The sequence below is a fragment of the Gimesia aquarii genome (assembly GCF_007748195.1).
In the GTDB taxonomy this organism is placed as follows: domain Bacteria; phylum Planctomycetota; class Planctomycetia; order Planctomycetales; family Planctomycetaceae; genus Gimesia; species Gimesia aquarii.
In genome coordinates this window covers 493,870-518,610 of sequence record NZ_CP037920.1, presented here as the reverse complement: position 1 = coordinate 518,610, position 24,741 = coordinate 493,870, and the positions used below count along the sequence as shown (strand labels likewise).

Below are 24,741 nucleotides of genomic sequence, written 5' to 3'. Positions count from 1 at the left end.
GCGTCTTGCCTTGTTTTTCAAAGCAGCTACAATAAGAGTGGCGTTTCTTAAAGTGCTACCGCCACTAGGCATGCGCTGAGAGAGTCATATTTGATTCATTCCAGTTGTTGTACTTTGTCTGGTCAAGACAAACTGGAGAGGAACAACACAGGGAAAATCTGATGGATTATTCATTTATTGCAATTCTCGCATTAGCAGTCACATTGATGCTGTTTGTCGCTGAGATTTTTGTTCCCTCTGCAGGGCTGATCGCTGTAATGGCACTCTTATGCCTGGCCGCTTCAGTCTGGTCTGCCTGGATGGCCTGGTGGGATACAAGCCCTTCTATCTGGTGGACTTATATTGCCAGTGTTTTGATATTAATTCCCTCTACCCTCGGTTTTGCCGTCAAATTCTTTCCTAATACAACCTGGGGCAAAAAAATCATTCATGAGGTTCCCACACTGGAAGAAGTGACCGGATTTCGAGAAGAAACTGAACATCTGCGTTCACTAATCGGGAAAATCGGGAAAACTCAAACTCTTTTGAACCCCAGCGGGTTTGTACTCGTTGATAATGAGAGACTTAACTGTGAGAGTCAGGGAATGATTATTGATCCTCAGATGGATGTAGAGATAATCGCTGTGGAAGGCGCAAGACTAGTGGTAAAAATGGCAAAACAAACCCCGGCTGAGACTCCTCAATCAGATTTGGAAAAACCTCCATTTGGTGACTCAGTCGCTAATGACACTCTCGATTTCGAAGTACCTGAAAGCTAATTATTTCGGTAGTCTCTAGCTGGCTTTCAAAAATTACCTTACAATTAGTAAATGCAAATACAGGAAATGGATTGGTTTTCACAGACTGATTCCACTGGCTATCAACAACACATGGATATCCCTTATTCTTAGGACAGGAATGCAACTATGAGCGCCTTGAACATTCTGGCTGCCGACAACAGCTCAACAATCGCCTGGATTGTGGGAGTCGTAATTTTTCTCGGTGTGCTGGTGTTTTTTGCTGTCTTCGCCCGATTTGCTGGATTGTGGGTTCAGTGTAAGATGACGAATGCCAAAATTTCATTTCCAAATCTGGTGATGATGACCATTCGTAAAGTGAATCCAACGATTATCGTCCGCAGTAAAATTATGGCCATACAGTCAGGCATCACCCGGCACTTCGATATCTCCACTCGCGATCTGGAAGCCCATTATTTAGCGGGCGGAAACGTGCCAAATGTGATTCGTGCCTTAATTGCTTCTCAGAGAGCCAAGATTGAACTCGACTGGCAGGCTGCTCAGGCTATTGACCTGGCTGGGAGAGATATTCTGGATGCGGTTCGAACCAGCGTCTATCCCAAAGTCATTGATTGCCCCGACCCACGAAAAAATAATAGTACGTTAGACGCGGTGGCCGGTGATGGAATTCAGTTAAATGTACGTGCCAGAGTGACCGTACGAACCAATTTAAAACAGTTGGTCGGTGGTGCCACAGAAGAAACTGTGATTGCCCGTGTCGGGCAGGGGATTGTGCAGGCTATAGGCTCAACAGAAACTTATAAAGATGTACTCGAGAACCCAGATAAAATTTCGCAGATCGTGCTGGATGAAGGCCTTGAGAAACAAACGGCGTACACAATCGTTTCGATTGATATCGCTGACATTGATGTCGGCGAAAATATTGGAGCACGGTTACAGGCAGACCATGCAGAAGCGGAAATGCGTGTTGCTCAAGCGAAAGCAGAGCAACGACGTGCGGATCAACAGGCTCGCGAACAGGAAATGGTGGCGCTGACTCAAGAAAATCGAGCACAAGTTGTTCTGGCAGAAGCCAAGGTGCCTGAAGCAATTGCCCAATCATTTCGCACGAAAAAAATTGGTTTGATTGATTATTATGAGTTAAAGAATATTCAGGCCGACACCAAAATGAGAGACTCCATCGGAACTCCTGAAAGAGAAGTCACCTCGACCCCACAATAATTGATCAGGAAAATACGACTCATAACAGAAACGTGAGATGAGCATGAAAGACCGAGGCTAATTGATGGTTGTTCCAATCTTAGCAGACGACATTGTTGGAGTTCTATTAGGGATCCTCTTCCTGGTGATCAGTGCGGTAAGTGCAATCAGTAATATTGCCAAGGAAAAGAACAAACCACAGCCCGGCAAGATCAAACAAAAAGCAGCACTCCAGAATGAATTAGAAAAATTTCTGCAAGAAGCCGTTAATCCCAAGCCACAAAAAAAGCAAAAACCTGTTGAAGTTGATTTTTTTGAAGAAGATGATTTCGAAGTAGCGGCTCCCGTCCAACAAGCGCCTCAGCGCCGCAGGCGACATCAAAACAAGCCGCAGCCTCAACGCAGACAACCCCAACAGTCCAAACCAAAAAAACAACCTGATAGTAAACCAGTCAAAGCATCTGACGACTCTCAAAAATCACTTCGCAAACGTGCTGAAATTGAAGCGCGTGAGCGGCAGGAGCGTCTCGGCGGATCCTTGCGTGAGCGGATTCAAGAGAAGCAGCAAACGCACGTCCAAACAAGCATACAAACAAATATCGGTGGAAACGTTAGCAAACGTCTCTCAGAGAAATTTGGCTCCCGATCTGATGAACCTAAAAGTCGCGCTTCCAAACAATCAGAAGTTAAAATTAACCGGTCTTTGTTAAGAGATCCGAAATCATTACGACAAGCAATCATATTAAATGAAATTCTTTCCCCACCTAAAGCACTTCGTCGTTCCTGATTATGGGCTTGTTCCAGGACGTTGCTTTGATTTTGTCTGACAGAAATCAAAGTTGAGAATAAGAGAATGAGTAAAACAGATTCTCCAATTGAAGTATTGTTGTTTGCCGGTCCTTTTGAGGTCAGAGGCACTTCTGCTTATACGCTGCGCTTAGCCCAATACATCACCGACTTCGATATTCAAGCTCGTGTCGTTTGTCCTGACGCGGCAAAAGTTGACCCCAGTATGCGATTGAAGTTAGACATCGCAGAATATCGGAACTTGAATGTTCCATTTCTCGGACAACTTGTATTACGACTGGTAAAACAGGAACTATTAAAGCATCCACCAGATTTAATTCATATTCAGTCGCGGCACGTGCTTCCACAAGGGCAGTGGCTTGCCAGACAAATCAAACGTCCTTTTCTTCTCACAGTCAATGATTACTTGCAAAGCGACGAACGGCTCCGTATCGATATGCGCTGGTGCCGAGGAATTATCACAGTAAGCGATTCAGTTAAAAAAGATTTAATTGCCCGGACAGGTTTACCGGAAGACTTTGTTTTAGTCATCCCCGGCGGTGTGGACGTTCCCGACTATGCAGAACTTTCGCCTGTTCTAACTCATGACCATCAGCCCGTGGTCGGAACAGCCGGACCATTAGAGGCAATTAAAGGACTACCCTATTTCCTGGGAGCGGCCAGCCGAGTCTTGGACGTCAATCCAAACGTGCAATTTTTGATTTCTGGTGCTGGCCCTGAAGAAGGTAACTTGCGTTACTTAGCCCGTGATTTAGAAATATCGGAGAACGTCACTTTTGTTCCCAACCTCTACGACTTTTCGATTTCACTGGCCGCCATGGATATGTTCTGTCTGGCTTCACTCAGGCAGGGACTGGGAACGATCATGCTGGAAGCAATGGCATTAGCAAAACCGGTGATTGCAACCGGCGTCGGAGGAATCTATTCCGTCATACGAGATGGAGAAACAGGGCTAGTGGTTCCTCCTTCGAATAGTGAAGCGCTTGCGAACAGCATCCTCAAGCTTCTGGAAGACCCCCTTAAAGCCCGGAACATGGGTGAAGCAGCTCGAGAATTAGTCAGACATGACTTTCATGTGAAAACGATGGTCGAAAAAACAGTTGAGCAATATAAACTGGCGCTACCAATTGCGTCTTGACCTATCGGAATATAGACTTCATAACTTATGTGTAAAGCCGTTTTTCTCCAAACTGGAAGAATTAATGCGAGCAGAAATTATTGCCATAGGTAGCGAACTGACAAACGGAGAGAAGCTGGATACCAATAGCCAATGGTTAAGTACGCAATTAGCTTCGATTGGCATTTCAACACAATTCCATTCAACAATCGCTGATCATATCGATGAAATTGTAGACCAACTCCGACTTGCCACGCAACGCTCTGACGTCATATTGATCACAGGAGGACTAGGGCCTACATTGGACGATTTGACACGACAGGCGATGGCCGAACTAATGGAAGTTGATCTGATTTTGGATGAAAACTCTCTTCAGATTATTGAAAACATGTTTCAAAAGCGCTTTCGCGAGATGCCTGAAAGAAATCGGATTCAAGCCATGTTTCCTAAAGGCTCTGAACCAATCCAGAATCTACATGGAACCGCTCCTGGAATCTGGATGGTTGTCCCACGCACAGATTCAAAAACGAATTGTTGTATCGTGGCAATGCCGGGCGTCCCTTCAGAAATGAAACCGATGTTTCATCAGTCGGTATTGCCCCGTCTCACTCAAGGATCGAATGTGATTCGATTTGTTCGTATTAACTGTTTTGGTGTCGGTGAATCGAAAACCGAAGAACTTCTGGGAGAGATTACCAGTCGGGGGCGGGACCCGGAGGTTGGAATCACAGCACATGAGGCGACAATCACCTTACGAATCAAAGCCGTTGGTGAGTCTGTTGAGGTTTGTGAACAGAAAATTGCTGAGACGGATGCTATCATCCATGAACGACTGGGAGACTACATTTATGGCTATGAAGATGAAGAACTAGAGCATGTCGTTGTAACCATGCTCAATGAACGACGTCTCTCCCTGGCGACTAGTGAGTGCGGTACCGGAGGACTGCTGTCTTACCGTTTGACAGAAGTAGCAGGTTCAAATGGTTGTTATGCAGGGGGAATGATTTTCGCAAAGCATAACCTTGAAACTCTACAGGCGAATGAATCAGACAACGACAACTCTGCGTTTAATGCAGATGCAGCCATTTCGCTGGCCCAAGAATCGCGAAACCAACATGCCTGTGATTTTGCGATTTCAGTTGTTTTAGACATAGATCAATCCTGGCAAGATACGGAAAATATTCCACAGGCTTTTGTGGCTGTGGTAGCTGATGGAATTGAATTGGTAGAAGAGATTGGCTTAACTGTAAATCGAGCGATAGCCAAAAGTCGAGTCACAAAGGTAGCGCTCAATTTACTGAGACGGCATCTGATCTCGACCACAATTGAGTGAAAGTACTTCAGACTCGCTAGGCTGCTCTTAGCTTTCGTGCTTTCTGAGCCCAGAGAATCCAATTAGAGACTTCCTTAAAATTCGGTTTTTTACCATTCCGAATAATTTTTCGTCCTTCATTCGTTTTGATAAACGATTTCACTCTTCCGAAGAGTACCTGGGGTGAAGTATGGGCGATTGTTTCCGGTTCAAAAAATCCACAAGAAACCAATATTTGAGCGTCATGACCTCGTAGTCCAGGAATACAACAAGCAAGCTTGGCCTGCTTTTTCCATTCGCGGATCGTATTTTGGTTGATATGCGAAACCTTTAATTTCTTTGAGACTACTTCTGGATTACATTCCAGAAAATCGTTGACCGTTAAAATGTCAATTTTTCCCAGTCGATTTGCAGTTTTGACACCAATGGAAGGTGCTTCCTCGACAGGCATTGAACGATCTAAATAGAACGGGGGAATGAGTTGACTGTGAACGGTCGAGGAAACATGCGAGTGGTCCCTACGGTAGTCTCGCCTGACTAATGAAGACTCTCGTTCTTTTTTTTGTTCAGTCTCGTCATTTTGAGGAGGAAACTGGTTCGGAGAATTTACTGCTTGTGAATTTGAGTCCGGTAACATGACCGGAGGACAACCGTGTTCTTCAAACAATCGAGCCAAATGCAGATGGCAGGTAAATAACAAAAATTGCTGCCCTTTCTTTGCAACAGTATTTAATGTTTCTATCGCAGCGACTGTCCGGCTTTGATCGAAATTCACAAGTACATCATCCAGAATCATAGGTAGTTCAACGCCGTTATTTCGAAAGCGTTCTACCATTGCCAGCCGGATCGCCAAAAACAGTTGCTCTCGCGTTCCACTACTGAGTTCACTGACGGTTAATGTTTGTCCCTGTTGATCGTCAATTTTGGGAAACTGTTCTCCCAAAGGAGTCCAAATGTTTTTGTATTTCCCATTGGTTAATTGACTAAGGTATTCAGAAGCGATTGCAAGGGTCTCAGGCTGGCAGGTGCGTTCGTATTCTGAACGCAACTTACTCAAACCTACCGAGGAAGCTTCAGCTGAAAACCATTTTTCACTAGCCTGTCGGATTTGTTCAAGAATCTGTTCCCGCTCAAAACGTAAATGGGCTGAACTACGGTCGTTTTTGGCGTTCTGATAATCTTGTTTCAGGCGTCCCATATTTTCCGCAGTTGTCACCAGATCACTTTCAATGTCTTCCAGTTCTAAATTCAGCATTTCCAGATGCTCAGCATTTTCATCTGAATTAAAATCCATAAGATCTTCTTCAACTATCGCAAGCTCTTTTTCGGATCGACTGGCCTTTTCCAATTCGGCTTGTGCATCTTCCAGTACACTCTCAAGCTGACTACGTTCTTCGAGTGAAACGGCTCGTTGGATAAACTCGTCTCGATTTGCCGCTCCCCCACGGATCAATAATCTCGAGCATTTGTGATTTAGTTCTTCGAGTTTTAATTCCAGAACATCTGATTCCTGCGATAATTTTTGCTCTTCTTTGCCCAAGCGAGAAAGTTCTTTTTGATGTTCAGCAAATGATTCAATCTCGCGTTCCCATTGGGAAACCACTTCGAATGGTTTATCAAACGCATGCTGAGTGCGCCCCATACGCTGGCCCAGATCACGTACTCGAGAGGAATACGCTTTGACAATTTCACCCAGAGGCTGGATACGTTTTTTTTCCTGCTGAAATTGATCCGCGTGTAAATGAACGTTAGAAACATGCTGCCACATCTGAAATGCTTCATTGATTTTCAGTGTTTCAGTTAATCCTAGATCTTTGAGACATTCACACCATTCATGCCGTTTGCTGCTAAACTCACGTTGAATTTCTTGAGAACGGTTTCTCAATTTCACCAGTAACTGGCGTGTTTTCTGTGTCTGTTCTTGTGCAACTTGTAATTGTTCCAGTTCACCAATCTTGAAAGCCAGTTCATGCAGCAGGTCCGTGCGTAAAATGTTTTCATCATTGAAATTCAACTCGGGAATCTTTTCTCGATATCGGTCTGTCGTCAGCGAATGCCCTTCGGTAATGAGCTTTAAGGAAAAATATTCATCTTCCAGCAGGCGTTCGATCTCCTGTCGCGTTTCTCTTAGATGAACGTCTAAGGCCCAACTCTTATCCTGCAAATCCTCTACTTGACCATCGACATCGACCTCAAAATGTTTTTTGATCGCCCATGTCGTCCCACCCAGGAACAATCCTGTGAGACAGTAAATCAAGCCGATATAAATGACATCGGTTACTCCGCGCCAAGCACCGGCAATAAGTAATAGTATTCCTGCTAATGCAAAACCAAACAGCGTCTTTTTGGCCCAACTGGGAATGCGGGAATGCGTTTGGAGCCGTGCCAACTGCTCGTTGACGGCTTCTTGTTGAAACACACATTCTGACTCTCGCATCCGTAACTGGCTAAGACGTTCCAGATGTTTCATTCGTTCGCGGGCTCTCTTTAGTTCTTCATCGATCGAATGCCCATTTAATAAACGATTCGATTGTTCCTGAAGTTGAGCTAGCGTTTGCTGGTATTTTCGCGAAACTTTTTTGTATCGCTGATGTGTATTCTTGCGTTTTCTTAACGCGATTCGATACTGATGTGCTGCATCGATGAGGCGTTGGTTGTTGTCGGGGGTCGTTTTAATATGATTGATCTCGTCAAGAGTCTGATTCGGGCCGAGATATTTTTGTAATGTGAGTTCAGCATCACGTGCCCGGGTTTCTCCTGCTTTGTACTGGCGTTCCAGATCGATGATCCAGTTTTTCTGATCAACCAGACTTTGTATGTTTGGCACAAAATTGAGCAGGTCATTGTCAATTTTATATTTTTCTGCTTCTGCACTTACTCGTTTCAGATCCACCTTTAGTTCGGTCAGTTTTTCTTCAACTTGTTTTAATTCCTGATCGTAATCATTCAGCAGTGCGACGCCATCTTCTGGAAAGTCGTTGACGACTGGAAGTTGTCTCAATTTCTGATGCAAAGCTTGTACTTCCTGCCAGGGCCTCCATACACGTTCGAGAAAACGATGTCCTCGAATTTGATATTGCAAACCTTCCCTTCGTTTTTTAAGACTATCTGATTCCGCGCGTAACTTCTGTAAATCATCGGATAGACTGAAAAACTGCTGTGTTTGTAGTTCTAAGTCCGCAAGTTTCGCATTCACGTCATCGAGTTTTTGATAAAGATCGACCAGCTTTCCGGTCTTAAAGTCGGAACTCAATAGTTGCTGTCTTGATTTCACTATCTTGCTGGAAGCATCAAGTATCGCCTGGCCTTCTGGCCCCAGAGAGAGTCCATAAATGTGTTGCGCAACTTGATCGCCGTGTAGTGTTCCCAACTCCTGTAATTCATTTAAGCCAATCGCAAATACGTTTTCGAATACGCTTTCATTTACACCAGCATGCAGAGAGGCGAGCAGGTCCTGGTTCGAGAGCCCCCGCGTTTCTCCTTGAAATGAAAAGGGACCTTTGCCTCTGGAATTTGTCTGACGACGAATTTCGTAGACTTGTCCTTGATGTTTAATATCCAGTAAGGCAGACCAATGAGTCGAATCCGGTACTCGTGACTGATCACGAATTCCCTCAGTCTGAAATCCATAAAGGACACTACGAATCATTCGCATTAAAGTCGATTTACCGGTTTCGTTAGGGCCATAAAAAACATTCACCCCTGCGTTGAGGGGCGCAAGGTTCAGATCGTTCCAATTTCCAAATTCGTCGATATGGATTCTGGTGATTTTCATAAGTGCACTTCCTCATCCGAAGAGATGTTAAGCCAATTGTGTCCGTTTCGGATGGCTGTATTAAAGATACGTTGCTCAACCATTTCATGAATCAATGAATCCATGCGGTGAGACCAGGTTTGGTCAAGATGAGCAGTATGTGTGACTAATTGTTTCAGTGGTGTGTCTGTATCTGTTTGGAATGCTTCAAGCTGATCATGATAACGTTTTACTAAAGATGCTGACCTGCTGGAGAATTTCCGAATATCGGCTTGCAGTTCAAAGCATTGTTCAATTCGAACAGGCAGATGGTCTCTGAGTTCGCTCGCGATTTCTAAACCTAAATCACTTTGATTCTTGGCTATTTTCAGAGACTGAAATAGCTCGCCTGAGCCTTCCCACTGCCAACGCACCATCCAGACTTTTTCAAAAACAGCATTTTTATAAGAAAAGAGAGCTTCGCGCATAAGATGCTTGAGTTGTTTTCGGGAGCATTCTGGATCTATCTGTAATTCGATCACTAACCAGCGAACGGTGGCAAGATTCAACAAGTGAAGTTCCAGCTGCTTCTCTGGTTTGATTGTGACTAAAGTAACACCATTATTATCGCATTCGTTGAAATTCAGTCCCTGAGCTACGCCGGGATGGTGAGCAATGCCTGGTTGCATTTCAAACGTATGCCGCTGAGTTCCTTTACACAATGCAATGTAATCAAAACTGACTTCTTCAAATTGATCGGATAAAACTTGCGAGGGTGAATGCTCTAATTCACAATTATGATCAGTCTTTTCCTGTGTTACGTTGGCGGGAAGAATACCAATGGAAATGGCGCGTTGATCGTGCTGATTGAACAGTTGATTTCTCTGATTCAGCTTTAAGGGTTGCTCTGTTTTATAATGAGCGGATTCCAGAACTTGCAACGTCGCGATGGTTTCATCAGCACGCATGATGTCAATAATGTCGTGATCATGCGGCGAGAGAAATGTGACGTTGCCTGGCCAATGAAATTGAGAGTGCCAGACACTCAGCGGATCGTGCTGACCTGGAAGTATAAAGACCTGAATATTTTCAGATGCCAGTTGCTGCAAGCCTTCTACGAATGAAATTTTAGCGCGAATGCTGTGATCTTCTTCGATCAAGGTATTACCTGTCAGCAACAGAAAATCAATTTCATGTTCGAGAGCAGCCTTAATCACCTGCTCGAAGGTTGTCAGCGTACAATCTTCGAGAATCATTTGTGATTCGCTGTCAACCTTACCTATCCCCTGGGGTTGATGGTCAAGATGCAGGTTACTTGCGTGAATGAACCGGGTCGGTACGAATGACATGGCAGACTCCTTTCCGCCGCACAACCTCTTCAATTGATGATCTGCATCACTACATTTGAGGCAGGATTCAGGTGTGCTTTTGAGAAATATTTTTTGGACTGGAAGTGTACTTCACCAGCCAGTTTATGGAAAGTCGAGTCTACGGGAAAAGTAAGTAGATGCTATCGGGAACAAAGATAAAAGGAGTGAAATGCGAGATGGTAGAAAAGTGGCTTCAGACCAGAGAGCAACCAATCTAATTTCCTAACCAGGAAGGAATATCCGGATCTTGGTAAGTGTCTAGCAATGCGTGAGATACCGTCGTTACTAACTCCTGCCGTTTGACTGGTTTAGACAGAACATCATAAGCATTTGCAGCAGTGGCATCCTGTCGCAGTTCATCGGTTGCATCAGCCGTGATAAGAATACAGGGTAAGATCGCGTTGATCTCTTTCATGATCCGCACCGCTTCCAATCCTGTTAAAACGTCCATGTGCATGTCGAGCAAAACGATGTCGACCTGCCCATGTTCCACAAGTTCCACAGCCTCTTCTCCCGATTCCGCTTCAAATAATTTGAAATAGGGATTCAGGAGTTCTTTCAGGACATCACGGAAACCAGGGTCATCATCAGCGATCAGTAATTGATAAGGAGTCTGAGATTTGGCAATGACCATAATTGATCTCATCAAATAATTTCGGAAGGCTAATATACCAGGAGAAGCTTGTACTAAGCCTAGCCTAAAAATCAACTCGTGCAAATATCGATTCGATACCCCTAAGATAAGCAAATCAGATACCATTGTCAGGCTTAAATATACGAGTCGTTGTAAGTCTTATGTTTTAAATACGTTAAATCAAACACTGACTGATGGACGATTCATTTCTGATTGTGATACGATCTATTTTTCAGTAAACAAAGCACAATCGCTGTCAAAAAGGCAGCACTAATAAATTGAGCTCGAAATATCTCCCGACACCAGCTCTGGTTCCGTCTTCGTTTGTTTCTCAGAATTACTTGCTGGTTGCGGTGAATCCCCTACCGACATTTGTGAAAAGAAATGAAGCAAAGCGCTATCATACTGTTGAGGTTGCGCATTGCGACCGGCGTTATGAATGGCGTCAGGAACTGAACAGACTGTGATCCGGGAATCGTGAATTTTTCTTGTGATTAACTCAGTCATGCGAGGCACAACACTTTGATCTTTTTCTCCCACAAGAAATAATAAATCCCGGTCTCTCAAGGATGAAAGATATGGTTTCAGATTCACGTATTGGCACCCTTGACGTTTTTGAGAATACCAGAGCATGATGCGAAATGCGAAAACGACTTCCCAGGTTGGCACTAATTGAATAAACCACCTTGGTACAAATCGTTCTCCCCAGCGAATGGCATGATCCAGAAAAAGATCTTCGTTTGCAAAAGCTCCTTCGCATGCGACAAATTGAATCTGTGAGGATTGTGCGGCGACAACTAATGCCGCACCGGCGCCACGACTCATACCTAATAAGCCAAGTTGTAAGTGAGCCCATTTGGATTGGGTACGAATAAAATGAATCGCTGATTTGACATCATTGATCTCGTGTTTGGATAACCAATGAATTGCCTGGTAGTTCAGATCGATATCACTTTCACCATGATTTCGAAAATCAAATGAGAAAACAGCAAAGCCTGCCTGCAACAAAGCACGACATTGACTCAGCGCAATTGCTCCACTCGATTTAAAAGGATGACAAAAAAGAATTAGTCCTTGAGGATCCGATTTTTTCGGAGTTGCAATGAAACCACGTAAGATCAATCCGTTCGTAGTTGGAATCTCGACATGTTCAATCTGAACCGTGTGATTCTGTTTCAAAAGATCATCGGTCGATCCAGCAAGATCAAGTCGTCCTGGCATAGGAGCGAAGAGTACTGGATAGGCAGCGCGCATAATGCAATACTGTATCACCAGCTCTAAAAGAATGACAATTACTATGCACCAAAACAACCAACTCACAGCCTACTCCATGGAAGTGATCTCGCTTGTCTCGTTCCTTGACAAGCTCCATTTGTTTATGGGTGATGTTCGAAATCTCGATTCAACGTATTAACTAATATTGGAAATCTTGTTGATCTTCAGCATTCAGATCATAGTGTAATTGTTTTGCGGCCGATCGTCATTGCCAATTTTCCGGGTTCAGTCTTAGCCTTCAAACTCTGAGAAAATCAGCGAAATATTTTGTCCCCCAAATCCAAAGCTATTTGAAAGCGTTGTTTTTACTTCCTTTTGACGTGCTTCATTGGGAATGTAATCCAAGTCACAATCTGGATCGGGCGTTTCATAATTAATCGTAGGCGGGATCACATTGTCCCGAATCGCCATCAGGCAGGTGATCGCTTCCACACTTCCGGCAGCAGCGATTAAATGTCCCATCATACTCTTGATGCTGGAGACAGGAACTTGATAAGCCGTTTCGCCTAATGCGCCCTTGATGGCTTTCGTTTCTACTTTATCGTTGACCGCGGTACTCGTACCATGCGCGTTGATATAGTGGATATCTTCAGGATTGGCATTCGCATGTTTCATGGCCATGTTGATACATTTAATGGCACCACGCCCGTCAGGATGAATATCGGTTACTCGATAAGCGTCTGCACTGGAACCATAGCCAACAAGCTCACCGTAAATTTTGGCACCTCGTTTTTGGGCTCGTTCCAGATCTTCCAGAATCATCATGCCTGCCCCTTCACCTAGAACGAATCCATCTCGGTTGCGATCGAAGGGCCGTGATGCTTTAGCAGGAGCTTCGTTATGTGTAGAAAGCGCTGTCAGCAGACTGAAGCCGGTGACTCCAAAGGGGTGAATCATGCTGTGTGCACCACCTGAGAGCATGATATCGACATCACCACGTCGAATCAGTTCAGATGCTTCACCAATTGCCTGACTGGAAGCGGCACAAGCAGTCAAACAATTCAAGTTCGGGCCTTGTGCGTTGAACAAGCTGGCCAAGTGCCCGGCTGGCATGTTTGGTTCCTGCTCAAGTTCGAAAAGCGGATTAAGCTGTTCCAGTCCGACCTTGGTAAATTTTTCCAGATCAACTTCGCCATCATTTTGAGCCTGCGCGATGATTTTCATAAACTGATAAAAATCTTGTTGTCCTTCGCCTGCTCCCAGGTAAACACCGAAGGTCGCAGGGTCAAAATCGTCATCTAGAATTCCGGAATCTTTAACAGCCTGCGTTGCTGCACCAATGGCGTAGCGAATGTTGCGTCCGGAATGTTCAAAGCGATCCGGGTTGTCTACATAGTCTTCCAGATGGAAGTCCTGAACTTCAGCGGCAAAGCGCGTCGGAAAATTCGAGGCATCAAAATGCGTGATCTCGGAAACCCCACACTGGGACTCCTGGAGTGCTTTCCAGGTATCTTCCACAGTTTTTCCCAGGGGAGTGATTGCGCCAATTCCTGTAATAACAACACGGCGGTTCATAACTTCGAGTTCTTGTTTTAAATTGAATTTGGTAACAGCAGACGAATTACAGCGCTCTTTAACTCAAAGAGAAGTAATTCGCTGCCAGAAAGTATACTCGGCTCTTACATGCTGGAATTATGATTGTAGCTGAATTCGAATCAAGGCCTCCAGACCAAGGCCTTAAAAATAGGCTACTCATGCTTAATCTTCGCCAGTTCCCGCTTTCCCGACATCTAGAATTCCCAACAGATTCATAGAAAAAACGAAGTTTTTCTGATTGATTGCTCCGAATTCCGAATCGCTCTGATCGAGGTGAACAAAGATGATACTACCTTCTGCAACCAGTCGATCACCGGCCATGGCAGTCACATCGACTGCTCCCCCCTCATCACCGGCATTAGTGATTTTTGCCGTATAAATCAGTTGATCTCCTGGACTGGCCCAACTATGAAATGTCATTTTGGGAACTTTTGCCAGAATCACAACATGCTCAAAATCGTTGATCTCACCCAGTAAAATGCCACCGGTTTGCGCCATGCCTTCGATCATCAGAGAACCAGGCATTACGGGAAATCCAGGAAAGTGATCATGCAAATGTTCTTCTGCAAGTGTAATGTTTTTTACACTCTTCGCATAAGAACCACTCTCAAATTCGATAAAGCGATCTATCCAGAACCATCGCATTTTGATGAGCCCTTTAGTTGGTAATTCCTAATACGTACCAAGTGAACTGGTCAAACTCTGGCTGCTGTTTCTGACAGTCATCAAGAATTGACAGAGCCCACAGCCCGCGAAAGCGAGCTGTGGCGACATCGCTGATTTATGTTGACCAGCCCCTTTTACTGTGTATCAGGGGAGGCGTGCTTCTAAGAAGTTGACCAGCATTTCAACCGTAAACAAATCCTGCATTTTTTCTACTTTGGGATCTGCGGTAAATGATTCCACATCTGCATGTGGCATCTTTTCGCGGAGTTCCGCAATACCTGCTTCAGTGAAAACACCATCTTTAACAAAACCAGAATCTGAAGAGGCAATGTTTTCAGGGAAGAGCTCACCACGTGGAATTTTGATATCGAAGGCTTTTTCCAGCCGAAACGCGATATCCAGAAAGTCGATGGATTCAGCTCCCAGGTCACCCATGAGGGTGGCTTCAGGTACGACTTCATCGTCATCCAGCCCGAGTGCATCTACAAGTGTTTCACGAACTGAATCGAAGATTTCATCTCTTGTTGGCATCTCTAATTACTCCTTGATTCGACCTGATACTGGCCGATTAGTCCCGCCGACCCAGCCTGATTAAGAAACCATTCGGCAGGAAGAATAGTTTCGACAGTTTTCGATATCGATAAACGAAATTGACCCATTTCAAAAATTTATCGATAACACAATATATGTGTCTTACCTGAAACAGCAACGAGCTGTTTCGGACTCATTTCAATCAAATTCCACCTAAAGTTAATCCACCATCAACGGACAATGTTTGACCAGTCACGTAGGATGATTGTTCGCACGCAAAAAATAGTACCGCGTTCGCGATATCTTCCGGAAGCCCTAAACGACGCGCGGGGATATGCTTCTTGATCTGGTCACCGGCGGCATTGCGAACGTCTACGGTCATATCTGTTTCAATAAAACCGGGAGCAACCGCATTGACTGTGATCCCGCGTTTTGCCAGTTCGGTAGCCAGACAGCGGGTAAAACCAATGATTCCCCCTTTACTGGCAGCATAGTTAGATTGACCAGCATTACCGAACTGAGCGGCTACACTCGACATATTAATAATGCGTCCGTAGCGTTTCGACATCATTGGACGAGTAATTGCCTGACAGAAGTTGAAAACACTGGTCAAGTTAGTATCGATGACTGCCTGCCAGTCTTCTGCAGACATTGTTGCCAAAAGCCCATCTCGAATGATGCCGGCATTGTTGACCAGAATATCAACCTTTTCCCACTTTTCGATCACCTGATCGACGATTGCATCGGCCTCTGATTTATTGGCAACGTCTCCCTGAATTGCGAACGCCTCACAATCTTCTTCAGCCAGTTTTTTCACAATCTGTTCTGCTGATTCGGCACTGGATCGGTACACAAAGGCAACCTTTGCCCCTTCACGGGCCAGGGTCTGCACAACGGCTTTTCCAATACCGCGGCTTCCTCCGGTGACCAACGCTACTCTTCCTTCCAGTTTCATTCTTTTACCAATCTAATTATTTGAATGTTTCGTGATTACTTTGACAGAAATTGACTTTGCAGGCAAACCCAATTTCAGGCGGTCGTTTGCTTATTCGGATTCCAAAGCTGTCCAAATTGTGTCTGTAAATCTTTGATTCTGTCTGTATCTTTTTCTGCCATCGAAGGGTTTTTGTCGCGTAAGTTAAACTGTTCCAGCACAATTCGTCCACTTACCGCAGTTTCACCTTCCACTTCGCTGGAGGCTTTCAGTGTGCACAAATCACCATCCCACTTTTGGATGCTTAATGAAACTCGCAGCTGTTTGCCTGGAGTTACAAAACTATTGAAGCGGATCGCTTTGGTTTGCTTCAGGAGAATCGTGCTGTATTGGAAATCGTTTGTGTAACGCATCAACCAGGCACCGGCTTGTACAATCGATTCCACCATCAAAACACCGGGCATGACGGCAAACCCGGGGAAATGGTCCTGTAAGTATTCTTCTGCCAGAGAAAGGTTTTTGACAGCCGTAATCGACTTACCTTTTTCTAATTCCAAAATTTGATCGACGAGCGAAAATCGCATGTCTGTTTTATCTCGCTACCTGTCAGGAAGGGTGGTGTAATCAGGAAAACCGGGAAAATAGCAGCTCATCAATTGTGATGAAACTCACCAGGAATACTGTTGTTGTCAAACCGGCTTAAATTGAGAAACCCCTATTTAGATAATCGAACCGACTCAACTTTATTCGATTCGTAAGAGTCATTGGAAACGTGGCAGTATAATTCCCTGATACCGGTTTCTCAAGCTCGTGACTCTCCTCTCAATCTTGAATTCCGATGAATTTTGTCAGTCTAGACAAGAAGGGCCATAAGCAATTTAGAATCATACACTTACAAAAATAATTTGAATCCAATAATTCTGAATTCTAAGACGATGAATTCTGTTCCTGCCTCAAAATGATGGTGTTCAAGGGCACTTCCATGATTTTATCTGCTTCTTTTTTGTATGGATCCTGAGTTTTTTGGCCACAAGCTCTCTTGGGTGAACTAGGTTTTGTTAGGCAAATTTGCAAATCATTCCCCACAAGACACTATTCATTGGAATAGATGTTTATTTTTGATAATCAGGATTAAATCGAATGACTCAATTATTGGATGTCGAACCAAAGTCCGTTTCTTCGGCAGATACCGAACAAAACACTTCTTCCTCTTCGAGCCTGGTTCAGCCAATCTCATTTCGCCAGCATCTGAGGAATTCAGGCCGTTCATTAAAAATTCATAAACGCGACCTTCACTACTCGTGGAATCGTGTACTGACTCAAACACAGACGCGTTCGGCGAAGGCGGCAACTCCTTCAGTCCCGGTAAAACCACAGGAACAAAAAACGGTAGAACGCCGCGAGTTTCCTCGTCACTCCAGTGAAGCCATTGTGCTCGCGTTCACGAAAGACGAACGTAATTTTTCTGAAGACAGCGACTATCCTGAAAGCAAAGGCTACGCCATCAACGTCAGTCAGAATGGGATTTCATTTGCCTCGCGATCTCAGTTTCCATTACGTGATGAACTACAACTGCATGTTGAAGATCACCATGTGAATTTTGGTCTTGATCTAATCGCTTCGGTTGTGCGTGCTGAACCCATTGATAATGAGTTCTGGCGCATTGACTGCAAGCTCCTCATTCCACTGACCGACCAGCAACTCGAGATCTTAAAAGAACACGCTCCCTCCTGCTATGCGGGATGATTCCTGCTAGTTGCTTTGTGGCGGGACTCCCAGCGACTTGCCACCATCAATGCGAAGTGCGGTACCAGAAACCATTAATGCATCTTTGCTGGCTAAATAACAGATCGCGGAGGCCACTTCTTCAGGTTGAATCATTCGATTATGCGCGGCAGCAATCGGACTGGCGCGAATCATGGATTGAGTCAAACCTGCTCGATCATCTGCTTTATCGAGATCATCATTCATCATGCCTGTTTCGCCAACGGGTCCGGGGCAAACACAATTAATGCGGATGTTATTCTTTCCGTGGCAAAGCCCCAGGCTTTCGGTCAGCGCGACAATCGCATGTTTACTGATCGAATAAACTGGATCATGCGCACGGGGTAACAGGCCGGCATTGCTGGCCGTATTCACAATAGACCCGCCTCCTGTTGCCAGCATATATTTGATCGCATGCTTACATCCAAAAAATGTACCTTTGAGATTTGTATCAACACAAGCATCCCATTCAGCTTCGGTGACATCTTGAATTTGCTTAACTAATCCTATGCCAGCGTTATTGACTAGAATATTAATCGTTCCTTGTTGATCAACGGCCCGTTCAATCAAAGCTTGTACCTGTGGTTCCCGACGGACATCACATGTCACCTCCACAATCCCCAGTTGGGTGAACCTTTCCTTATTTTCCTCGAGATGGTTGACATCACCCACAAACACATGCGCGCCGGCTTCAGCCATCATGATGGCGGTGGCGCGTCCTATACCATTACTCCCCCCGGTAATGACCACTGTCTGATTCTCAAAGTCATATTGATTCGTCATAGTTCTTATTTCTGCACAAAACCCATAAAACAAAAGTGTTCAATTGTATAAAACTGAGGTGAGGACTTGATAAAAGCACTCCGTGACCTGAATTTTTGATTCAAACAATGCGTCACAATCCCAATAAATCATATATATTAAACAACTTACAACCATTTCTATTGGGAACATAATACCCAGATTACATCAGAAATGATTGATATTCACATTGGATCTTGTGTAAAATCAAGTATTCTATGTAATGAATGAATTCACATATTATTGATATTATTTGAGAGTCGCCGCGAATGTTTTGCGCTTCAAGGAAGTTATACAGTAGCGAGGCGGTCTTCTTTTAGCAATTTGTCTGATAAGACTTGTCGATGCAATGCATTACAGGGCGTATCACCTGTTACTTCTTATTACCGTGGAGAACAAGAAAATGCTTCGTTTTTCTAAACAACTCTGTGTTGTTTTTATTTTGGCGGTTTATGCCAGTTCATTAGCGTCCTTCGCGAATGCTGCTCCCCCAGAAAGCAGGAAAAAAGCATTTTCGACTGGAGCCTTTGATCCATTCATTGACTATATCAATGGGCAGATTCAACAAGGCTGGGTAGACAATGAGGTTGAGCCCTCAACTATAGCTTCCGACCAGGAATGGGTACGCCGTGTGCATTTAGATCTCATCGGTCAAATCCCTTCCGCAGAAACGGTAGAAAAGTTTGTTAAGGATCGTGATTCAGCCAAGCGGTCCAAGCTGATTGATCAACTACTGGACGACCCCGCTTATGTGCAAAATTTTACGAACGTCTGGACCAACTTGCTCATCGGTCGACGTACTCCTCGACGAGTCAGCCGCAACGGTATGCAAAAGTTTTTGCGTGAAGCATTTGCCAAAAATCGTGCCTGGGACGAAATTGTCCAGGATCTGGTGACTGCAGAAGGGCATTTTGAAGAAAATGGTGCTGTCAATTATCTTTTGGCACAAATGCAGAATAATGATGAAGCGGTTCAGGTGACCGCAGCAACGACACGTTTATTCCTGGGCATACAGGTACAATGTACCCAGTGTCATAATCATCCCTTTAATGACTGGAAACAGAATCAATTCTGGGAATACAACAGTTTCTTCCGCCAAATGCGACGTGTCAACCACCGTAAAACAGACCCTAAAACAGGTCGACAGGTTGACGATTATTCGGAAGTCATTGCTACTGGATTCAATGGCCCGGTCTACTTTGAAAAACGATCGGGACTGATGCAGGTCGCTTACCCGATTTTCGATAAGGTGAAAGTTGATCCAGATGGAAGTGTAGAACGTCGTAAAGAGTTTTCCAAATTGATTGTTCAGGGAGATAAGCCTTTAATCGCAACTGCCATCGTAAACCGAATGTGGGGCTATTTCATGGGATACGGGTTCACTCGTCCTGTTGATGACATGGGTCCGCATAACCCTGCCTCGCATCCGGAACTGCTGGATAAGATGGCTGAAGAATTGGTCAAGAAAAAATATGACCTTAAACAGTTGGCACGATGGATCTGTAATAGCGAAGCGTACAACCTGACCAGTCAGCTTGGTCGTAAGAATGAAATAGACAGTCCTGAGCGAGGCGAAACTCCTCTCTTCTCACATATGTATGTGAAAAACATGACCGCTGAGCAACTTTATGACTCGTTAATTGTAGCGACCGGTGCTCACAAATCAGGACAGTCAAACTGGGAACGTGCAGAAACACAGCGTCGTCAGTGGATGCGTCAATTCATGATGGCCTTTGATACGGATTCGGGAGACGACTCCACTACATTTAATGGAACGATTCCACAGGCATTGATGATGATGAATGGGGAACTGACCAAAAATGCGATTAGTGCCGACAGGGGAAGTTACCTGAATCAATTACTACTCGAGAAGGGAAACGATCAGGCCAAAATTCGTAAAATGTTTTTGGCAACTTTAAGTCGTTATCCTGATCGTCGAGAGACAACCAGTGCTCAGAAATTACTTGCTGGCTCGAAAAATAAACTCGCCGCTTATCAAGATCTGTATTGGGCACTATTGAATTCGAATGAATTTATTTTCAACCACTAAATCGAAACCGTATTTCGAATAGCGATAACAACTATCAACCATCTTAATCACAATAGAATCAAAAGAGGGCATTCACTATGACTATTCTCAATCCTTATGGAATGACGCGTCGGCACTTTATGAAGCATGTCGCGGGAGCAGCAACGGCAATTCCCACGATGCACTTTCTGTCTCATCTTGAAGCCAACGCGAATCAGGTTAAGAAACAGCAAAAAGCCTGTATTCTCATCTGGATGCCAGGCGGACCACCGACCATTGACATCTGGGACCTTAAACCTGGCTCCAAAAATGGGGGAGAGTTTAAGCCCATCAGCACGCAAGGTGATATGCAAATTTCAGAGCATATGCCTGCTACCGCCAAAGTAATGGGCGATCTTTCTCTGATTCGTTCCATGAGCACACGTGAAGCCGACCACGCTCGCGGGACTTACTACATGCACTCTGCTTATGTGCCTAATCCGACTGTAGTTCATCCTACATTCGGTTCAGTCGTGAGCTATGAGTTAGGTTCTCGCCGTAAAGAATTGGAGATCCCCTCCTTCATTTCAATCGGTGGTAGCCGTGGTAGTGCTGGATTTTTGGGTATGTCCCATTCACCGTTTGTCGTCTCCAGCGATGGAACGATCCAAAACGCCAAAGTTGATACGTCAGAACAACAGCGGTTAGCTCAACGGCTTGATATGCTGCAAGTTCTCGAATCAGGATTCATTAAGTCGAAACGGGGTGAATCTGCGAGTTCTCATAAGGACATCTATAAAAAGGCGGTCAACCTCATGACTTCCAAGCAAATGGAAGCATTCAAAGTGGATCAGGAGCCAGCGGCTTTAAAAGAAGCTTATGGAACTGGTAATTTTGGACAGGGACTGTTGCTGGCCCGTCGTCTGGTTGAAGTCGGAGTACCCTTTATTGAAGTTTCCGCTTCGGTTGGAAGCTGGGACCTGCATCAGGGAGTCTTTGATTCATTAAAGAATCGAAACCTGCCTCAGCTAGACAAAGGAATCTCTGCACTTGTTACCGACCTGAAACAACGAGCCATGCTGGATGATGTCACGATCGTCTGTATGGGCGAATTCGGACGAACTCCTCGTATCAATCAGAATGTTGGTCGTGACCACTGGGCAGCAAGTTGGACTGCTGTAGTGGGCGGTGGTGGACTTAATAATGGTCAGGCTATCGGTAAGACTGACAGTGATGGCATTGGCATCGAAGGCAAGAGCTACCTGCCAGGTGACCTCTGGGCGACAGTTGCACATTCATTGGGAATTCCTCTGGATATTGTGCATACATCGAAACGTGGTCGCCCCATGAAATTGGCCAATGGCGGAACTCCTATCAAGGAATTGATTGGCTGAGCCCCAAGTGAATCCATGTGATTATGAAACGATAAAACAGCGGAAGTTCTCAAAAGGCTCTTCCGCTGTTTTACTGCAGGCGAATAAAAAAACCAGCCTGTCTGCATTGATGAATTGAATTGGAACTATACTTGACAAGTTCGACCGATCAACCTGTTTTTCCGGATACGGATTCTGAAAATGGACGCGAGTTTATTGCGCTCTTTACAAAATCGCAAAGACGCCTCTATTTGTATATCCTATCCATGGTTCCGCATCCGATCGAAGCTGAAGAGATTTTGCAAAACGCCAACCTGATCATCTGGAAAAAAGCACAACAGTTTGAAGTCGGCACCAATTTTTTTGCCTGGGCCTGTCAAATCGCGCATTATGAAATATTGAAATTTCGAAAAAAGCGAAGTCGTGATAAGCACCAATTTAGTGATGAGTTTGTTTCTCAAGTGGCAGAGGCCGTAAAAGAAAACCAGGATGTGTTCGAGTTACGTCGAAATGCGTTAATGTTCTGCCTCGATAAATTACGCCAGAAAGATCGCGAGCTCATCCAAAAGCGATATCAGGGAAGCAACCAGGGCATGGACCTTGCCGATGAGTTAGGTCGTCCAGTGAATTCCGTTTATCAGTCTCTGGGCAGGGTTAGACGTACTTTATTCGAATGTATTAATCGTTATATAGCAGCCGAGTCCTATAGTCATGAGTAAGAAAGAAGTAAAACTGGCTGAGCTTTCTTTGCTTATGGAAGCATTATGCGAGGAGCGTCTCTCTGTTGAGGAGAAAATGCGTCTGGAAGAGATCGTCCTCTCCGATCCGGATGCGATGCAATTCTATCTGAACTACTCTCATCTTCATGGAACATTGTATTGGGATCAGGCATTAGGTTCAGATGACATGATTCCTGTTGCAACGCCTGTGACTGAAACGAAATTACCGCAACAGATTGAGGCTCCTGAGACTTCTCGCCGAACGCGAATTGGTTCGAGGCTTGTTACGGCCTGCCTGTTGGCATTTTTTGCTGTCATCTTCATTTCGTACATCGCACAGACTGAAAATCCAGAACTGGCTGAAAATCCAATCGGAGAAACTGAGTCGCCAGAAAATTTGACCGTAAACACAAATAATGAAATCACCGCTCAGCCTAACCCCAATCGTTCCCTTCAGATTGACACTCTGAAACATCCGATGCTGCGTACTCAGAATAATAAACGTGTTAGTCCGTTCGATGATCGTCCTTTGATAGCCAACAAACCAAGGCTGTTACCCCCCGCTGAAAAATTATCTCCGGGCGCCTCCGATGAAGCGATCTTGACGTTTATTAATCATCGTATACAAGACGGATGGGAAGCGGCCCAAGTAATGCCATCCGCATTTGCCACTGATGAAGAATGGGTCAGGCGTGTTTATCTTGACGTCATCGGCCGTATTCCAACTGCAAAAGAAGCGGAACAGTTTTTAACATCGTCTCAGCCTGACAAACATCAACGGCTCATACACCAATTGACAAAAAATCCTACCTATGTCACCAACTGGTCGACGATCTGGACACGCCTGTTAATTGGTCGCTCTACTTCTCGGGAGATTAACCGCCGTGCATTGCAAGACTTTCTGGTTGAAAGCTTTGCTGAAAATCGATCATGGAATGATATCGTTTACGATCTTGTTTCTGCTGAGGGTGATTCAGAAACGAACGGTGCGACGAACTTTCTATTGGCGCACCTGAATAATCAGGCAGTTCCTGCAACCGCCATTACCACGCGGCTCTTTCTGGGAACCCAAATCCAATGCACCCAATGTCATAATCATCCTTTTAATAATGCAACACAAAGCCAATTCTGGGAAATCAACAGCTTCTTCAAACAAACCAAAGTGGTTCGTAGTCAAAAAATGGGGAAGGACGGAAAAAAGAATACCCAGAAGTTGGAGTTGGTCTCTCTTCCGGCAAAGGGAGCCACCTTTTATGAAACTCGTAATGGCTTAATGCAGCCGGCCTACCCCAAATATGCAGGGGTCAAAGTTTCTGATGGTCCTGATGTGAATCGACGTCAGGAGTTAGCACGATTAATCACTTCAGGTAAAAACGACCAGTTAGCCCGCGCAATGGTAAACCGTATGTGGGCACACTTCTTTGGTTATGGATTTACCAGACCCATTGATGATATGGGTTATCATAATTCACCCACGCATCCCGAATTGTTGAACCAGTTAGCCAGTCAATTCATCGACAGTGGATACGATATAAAAAAACTGATTGAGTGGATTTGTTTGTCAGACGCCTATCGACTTAGCAGTCGCTTTATTGCAGAGAACGCTACTGACAACCCCGATGATGGTAGTACTCCCAACTTCAGTCGCATGTATGTGAAGCAGATGACTGCAGAACAGCTTTATGACTCCTTACAGGTCACTGCAAATCCCGCGCGTGTGGTGATCACCGATTATTCTATCGCATGGAACAAAATGCAAAAACGAGATCAATGGTTGCAACAATTTGTTTATACTCTCAACAATGAAGAAAATGACGAAACCACAACCTTTGATGGTACAATCACGCAAGCGTTGCTGATGATGAACGGTCCCCTAGTCAAACACAGTCTCGACTACAAACAGAAAGGGAGCATTTTAGGACAGGTACTTAAGGAACATAGTCCTGATTCTAAACTTAAAAAACTCAGCATGGCTGCTCTCACACGTTATCCCACATCGCGCGAGTTGTCGGAACTGAAACGTCTGGTGAAGGAACGCACCAAACAGTTGATTGCTCGTAAGGTTCCTCCACAAACCGCGGTCGTACGAACCTATCAGGATATCTACTGGGCTTATCTGAATTCCAACGAATTTATTCTGATCCATTGATTGTCCGTTGTTCATAAGACAGGCAATCCTTCCAGATCAACTTGTGATTTGATTATCAAACTGCTATAGGTAACG

20 protein-coding genes are annotated in these 24,741 nt (G+C 44.7%); 10 read left to right on the top strand and 10 right to left on the bottom strand.

Features of this window, described 5'->3' with window-relative positions; all coding sequences use genetic code 11:
• Positions 1-161: 161 nt before the first annotated feature.
• The 5 genes from V144x_RS02090 to V144x_RS02070 all read left to right on the top strand — a co-directional run bounded on the left by V144x_RS02090 (position 162) and on the right by V144x_RS02070 (position 5,194).
• Positions 162-758 (top strand): NfeD family protein, encoded by a 597-nt coding sequence (locus V144x_RS02090; protein WP_144980689.1) that lies wholly within the window; start codon positions 162-164, stop codon positions 756-758.
• A gap of 147 nt (positions 759-905) precedes the next feature.
• Entirely contained in the window at positions 906-1,958 is a 1,053-nt protein-coding gene (gene floA / locus V144x_RS02085; protein ID WP_144980686.1) for a flotillin-like protein FloA, read from the top strand.
• A gap of 64 nt (positions 1,959-2,022) precedes the next feature.
• Positions 2,023-2,724 (top strand): hypothetical protein, encoded by a 702-nt coding sequence (locus tag V144x_RS02080; protein WP_144980683.1) that lies wholly within the window; start codon positions 2,023-2,025, stop codon positions 2,722-2,724.
• A 66-nt stretch (positions 2,725-2,790) separates the two neighbouring features.
• A complete protein-coding gene (locus V144x_RS02075; protein ID WP_144980680.1) occupies positions 2,791-3,882 on the top strand; it encodes a glycosyltransferase family 4 protein in 1,092 nt (363 codons plus the stop codon).
• A 64-nt stretch (positions 3,883-3,946) separates the two neighbouring features.
• Entirely contained in the window at positions 3,947-5,194 is a 1,248-nt protein-coding gene (locus V144x_RS02070) for a CinA family nicotinamide mononucleotide deamidase-related protein (protein ID WP_144980677.1), read from the top strand.
• A 16-nt stretch (positions 5,195-5,210) separates the two neighbouring features.
• Here the strand turns inward: V144x_RS02070 and V144x_RS02065 are convergent, their stop codons facing one another.
• The 9 genes from V144x_RS02065 to V144x_RS02025 form a co-directional block, all read right to left on the bottom strand.
• The gene (locus tag V144x_RS02065) at positions 5,211-8,948 is read right to left on the bottom strand and encodes a DUF4332 domain-containing protein (RefSeq protein WP_144980674.1); all 3,738 of its coding nucleotides are present in this window, start codon (positions 8,946-8,948) and stop codon (positions 5,211-5,213) included.
• On the bottom strand, positions 8,945-10,255 hold the full coding sequence (locus V144x_RS02060; RefSeq protein ID WP_144980671.1) for a metallophosphoesterase family protein: 1,311 nt from the start codon (positions 10,253-10,255) through the stop codon (positions 8,945-8,947). Before V144x_RS02060 ends, V144x_RS02065 begins: the two co-directional genes overlap by 4 nt.
• Positions 10,256-10,490: 235 nt before the next feature.
• Positions 10,491-10,922, bottom strand: a complete 432-nt coding sequence (locus tag V144x_RS02055) for a response regulator (RefSeq protein ID WP_232102686.1) — start codon at positions 10,920-10,922, stop codon at positions 10,491-10,493.
• Between the two features lie 258 nt (positions 10,923-11,180).
• Complete coding sequence (locus V144x_RS02050; protein ID WP_144980668.1) at positions 11,181-12,230, bottom strand: alpha/beta hydrolase; 1,050 nt, start codon at positions 12,228-12,230, stop codon at positions 11,181-11,183.
• Positions 12,231-12,416: 186 nt separating this feature from the next.
• Positions 12,417-13,700, bottom strand: coding sequence for a beta-ketoacyl-ACP synthase II (gene fabF, locus V144x_RS02045; protein WP_144980665.1), 1,284 nt, complete (start codon positions 13,698-13,700; stop codon positions 12,417-12,419).
• 183 nt (positions 13,701-13,883) lie between these two features.
• Entirely contained in the window at positions 13,884-14,366 is a 483-nt protein-coding gene (locus V144x_RS02040; RefSeq protein ID WP_144980662.1) for a 3-hydroxyacyl-ACP dehydratase FabZ family protein, read from the bottom strand.
• Between the two features lie 165 nt (positions 14,367-14,531).
• Entirely contained in the window at positions 14,532-14,918 is a 387-nt protein-coding gene (locus V144x_RS02035) for an acyl carrier protein (RefSeq protein WP_144980659.1), read from the bottom strand.
• A gap of 202 nt (positions 14,919-15,120) precedes the next feature.
• A complete protein-coding gene (gene fabG, locus V144x_RS02030; protein ID WP_144980656.1) occupies positions 15,121-15,873 on the bottom strand; it encodes a 3-oxoacyl-[acyl-carrier-protein] reductase in 753 nt (250 codons plus the stop codon).
• A 74-nt stretch (positions 15,874-15,947) separates the two neighbouring features.
• Positions 15,948-16,436 carry a 3-hydroxyacyl-ACP dehydratase FabZ family protein gene (locus V144x_RS02025; protein ID WP_144980653.1) on the bottom strand — a complete coding sequence of 163 codons (489 nt, stop codon included), beginning with the start codon at positions 16,434-16,436 and terminating at the stop codon, positions 15,948-15,950.
• A 556-nt stretch (positions 16,437-16,992) separates the two neighbouring features.
• On the opposite strand from V144x_RS02025, the gene V144x_RS02020 reads away from it, so the two are divergent.
• Complete coding sequence (locus V144x_RS02020) at positions 16,993-17,598, top strand: PilZ domain-containing protein (protein WP_144980650.1); 606 nt, start codon at positions 16,993-16,995, stop codon at positions 17,596-17,598.
• Between the two features lie 6 nt (positions 17,599-17,604).
• Here V144x_RS02020 and V144x_RS02015 read toward each other — a convergent pair whose 3' ends face one another.
• A complete protein-coding gene (locus V144x_RS02015) occupies positions 17,605-18,399 on the bottom strand; it encodes an SDR family NAD(P)-dependent oxidoreductase (RefSeq protein WP_144980647.1) in 795 nt (264 codons plus the stop codon).
• A gap of 421 nt (positions 18,400-18,820) precedes the next feature.
• On the opposite strand from V144x_RS02015, the gene V144x_RS02010 reads away from it, so the two are divergent.
• From V144x_RS02010 to V144x_RS01995, 4 genes are all read left to right on the top strand, one after another.
• On the top strand, positions 18,821-20,467 hold the full coding sequence (locus tag V144x_RS02010) for a DUF1549 and DUF1553 domain-containing protein (protein WP_144980644.1): 1,647 nt from the start codon (positions 18,821-18,823) through the stop codon (positions 20,465-20,467).
• 77 nt (positions 20,468-20,544) lie between these two features.
• Entirely contained in the window at positions 20,545-21,819 is a 1,275-nt protein-coding gene (locus V144x_RS02005; protein ID WP_144980641.1) for a DUF1501 domain-containing protein, read from the top strand.
• Between the two features lie 131 nt (positions 21,820-21,950).
• A complete protein-coding gene (locus V144x_RS02000; RefSeq protein ID WP_144980637.1) occupies positions 21,951-22,517 on the top strand; it encodes a sigma-70 family RNA polymerase sigma factor in 567 nt (188 codons plus the stop codon).
• Positions 22,510-24,666 carry a DUF1549 and DUF1553 domain-containing protein gene (locus V144x_RS01995; protein WP_144980631.1) on the top strand — a complete coding sequence of 719 codons (2,157 nt, stop codon included), beginning with the start codon at positions 22,510-22,512 and terminating at the stop codon, positions 24,664-24,666. Before V144x_RS02000 ends, V144x_RS01995 begins: the two co-directional genes overlap by 8 nt.
• The last annotated feature ends 75 nt before the right edge of the window (positions 24,667-24,741 follow it).

Coding starts and splice junctions, on each gene's coding strand:
- V144x_RS01995 (WP_144980631.1), top strand. CDS start 22,510: ATGAGTAAGAAAGAAGTAAAACTGGCTGAGCTTTCTTTGCTTATGGAA.
- fabG (WP_144980656.1), bottom strand. CDS start 15,873: ATGAAACTGGAAGGAAGAGTAGCGTTGGTCACCGGAGGAAGCCGCGGT.
- V144x_RS02080 (WP_144980683.1), top strand. CDS start 2,023: ATGGTTGTTCCAATCTTAGCAGACGACATTGTTGGAGTTCTATTAGGG.
- V144x_RS02055 (WP_232102686.1), bottom strand. CDS start 10,922: ATGAGATCAATTATGGTCATTGCCAAATCTCAGACTCCTTATCAATTA.
- floA (WP_144980686.1), top strand. CDS start 906: ATGAGCGCCTTGAACATTCTGGCTGCCGACAACAGCTCAACAATCGCC.
- V144x_RS02035 (WP_144980659.1), bottom strand. CDS start 14,918: ATGCCAACAAGAGATGAAATCTTCGATTCAGTTCGTGAAACACTTGTA.
- V144x_RS02010 (WP_144980644.1), top strand. CDS start 18,821: ATGCTTCGTTTTTCTAAACAACTCTGTGTTGTTTTTATTTTGGCGGTT.
- V144x_RS02020 (WP_144980650.1), top strand. CDS start 16,993: ATGACTCAATTATTGGATGTCGAACCAAAGTCCGTTTCTTCGGCAGAT.
- V144x_RS02070 (WP_144980677.1), top strand. CDS start 3,947: ATGCGAGCAGAAATTATTGCCATAGGTAGCGAACTGACAAACGGAGAG.
- V144x_RS02065 (WP_144980674.1), bottom strand. CDS start 8,948: ATGAAAATCACCAGAATCCATATCGACGAATTTGGAAATTGGAACGAT.
- V144x_RS02075 (WP_144980680.1), top strand. CDS start 2,791: ATGAGTAAAACAGATTCTCCAATTGAAGTATTGTTGTTTGCCGGTCCT.
- V144x_RS02090 (WP_144980689.1), top strand. CDS start 162: ATGGATTATTCATTTATTGCAATTCTCGCATTAGCAGTCACATTGATG.
- V144x_RS02005 (WP_144980641.1), top strand. CDS start 20,545: ATGACTATTCTCAATCCTTATGGAATGACGCGTCGGCACTTTATGAAG.
- V144x_RS02025 (WP_144980653.1), bottom strand. CDS start 16,436: ATGCGATTTTCGCTCGTCGATCAAATTTTGGAATTAGAAAAAGGTAAG.
- fabF (WP_144980665.1), bottom strand. CDS start 13,700: ATGAACCGCCGTGTTGTTATTACAGGAATTGGCGCAATCACTCCCCTG.
- V144x_RS02060 (WP_144980671.1), bottom strand. CDS start 10,255: ATGTCATTCGTACCGACCCGGTTCATTCACGCAAGTAACCTGCATCTT.
- V144x_RS02040 (WP_144980662.1), bottom strand. CDS start 14,366: ATGCGATGGTTCTGGATAGATCGCTTTATCGAATTTGAGAGTGGTTCT.
- V144x_RS02015 (WP_144980647.1), bottom strand. CDS start 18,399: ATGACGAATCAATATGACTTTGAGAATCAGACAGTGGTCATTACCGGG.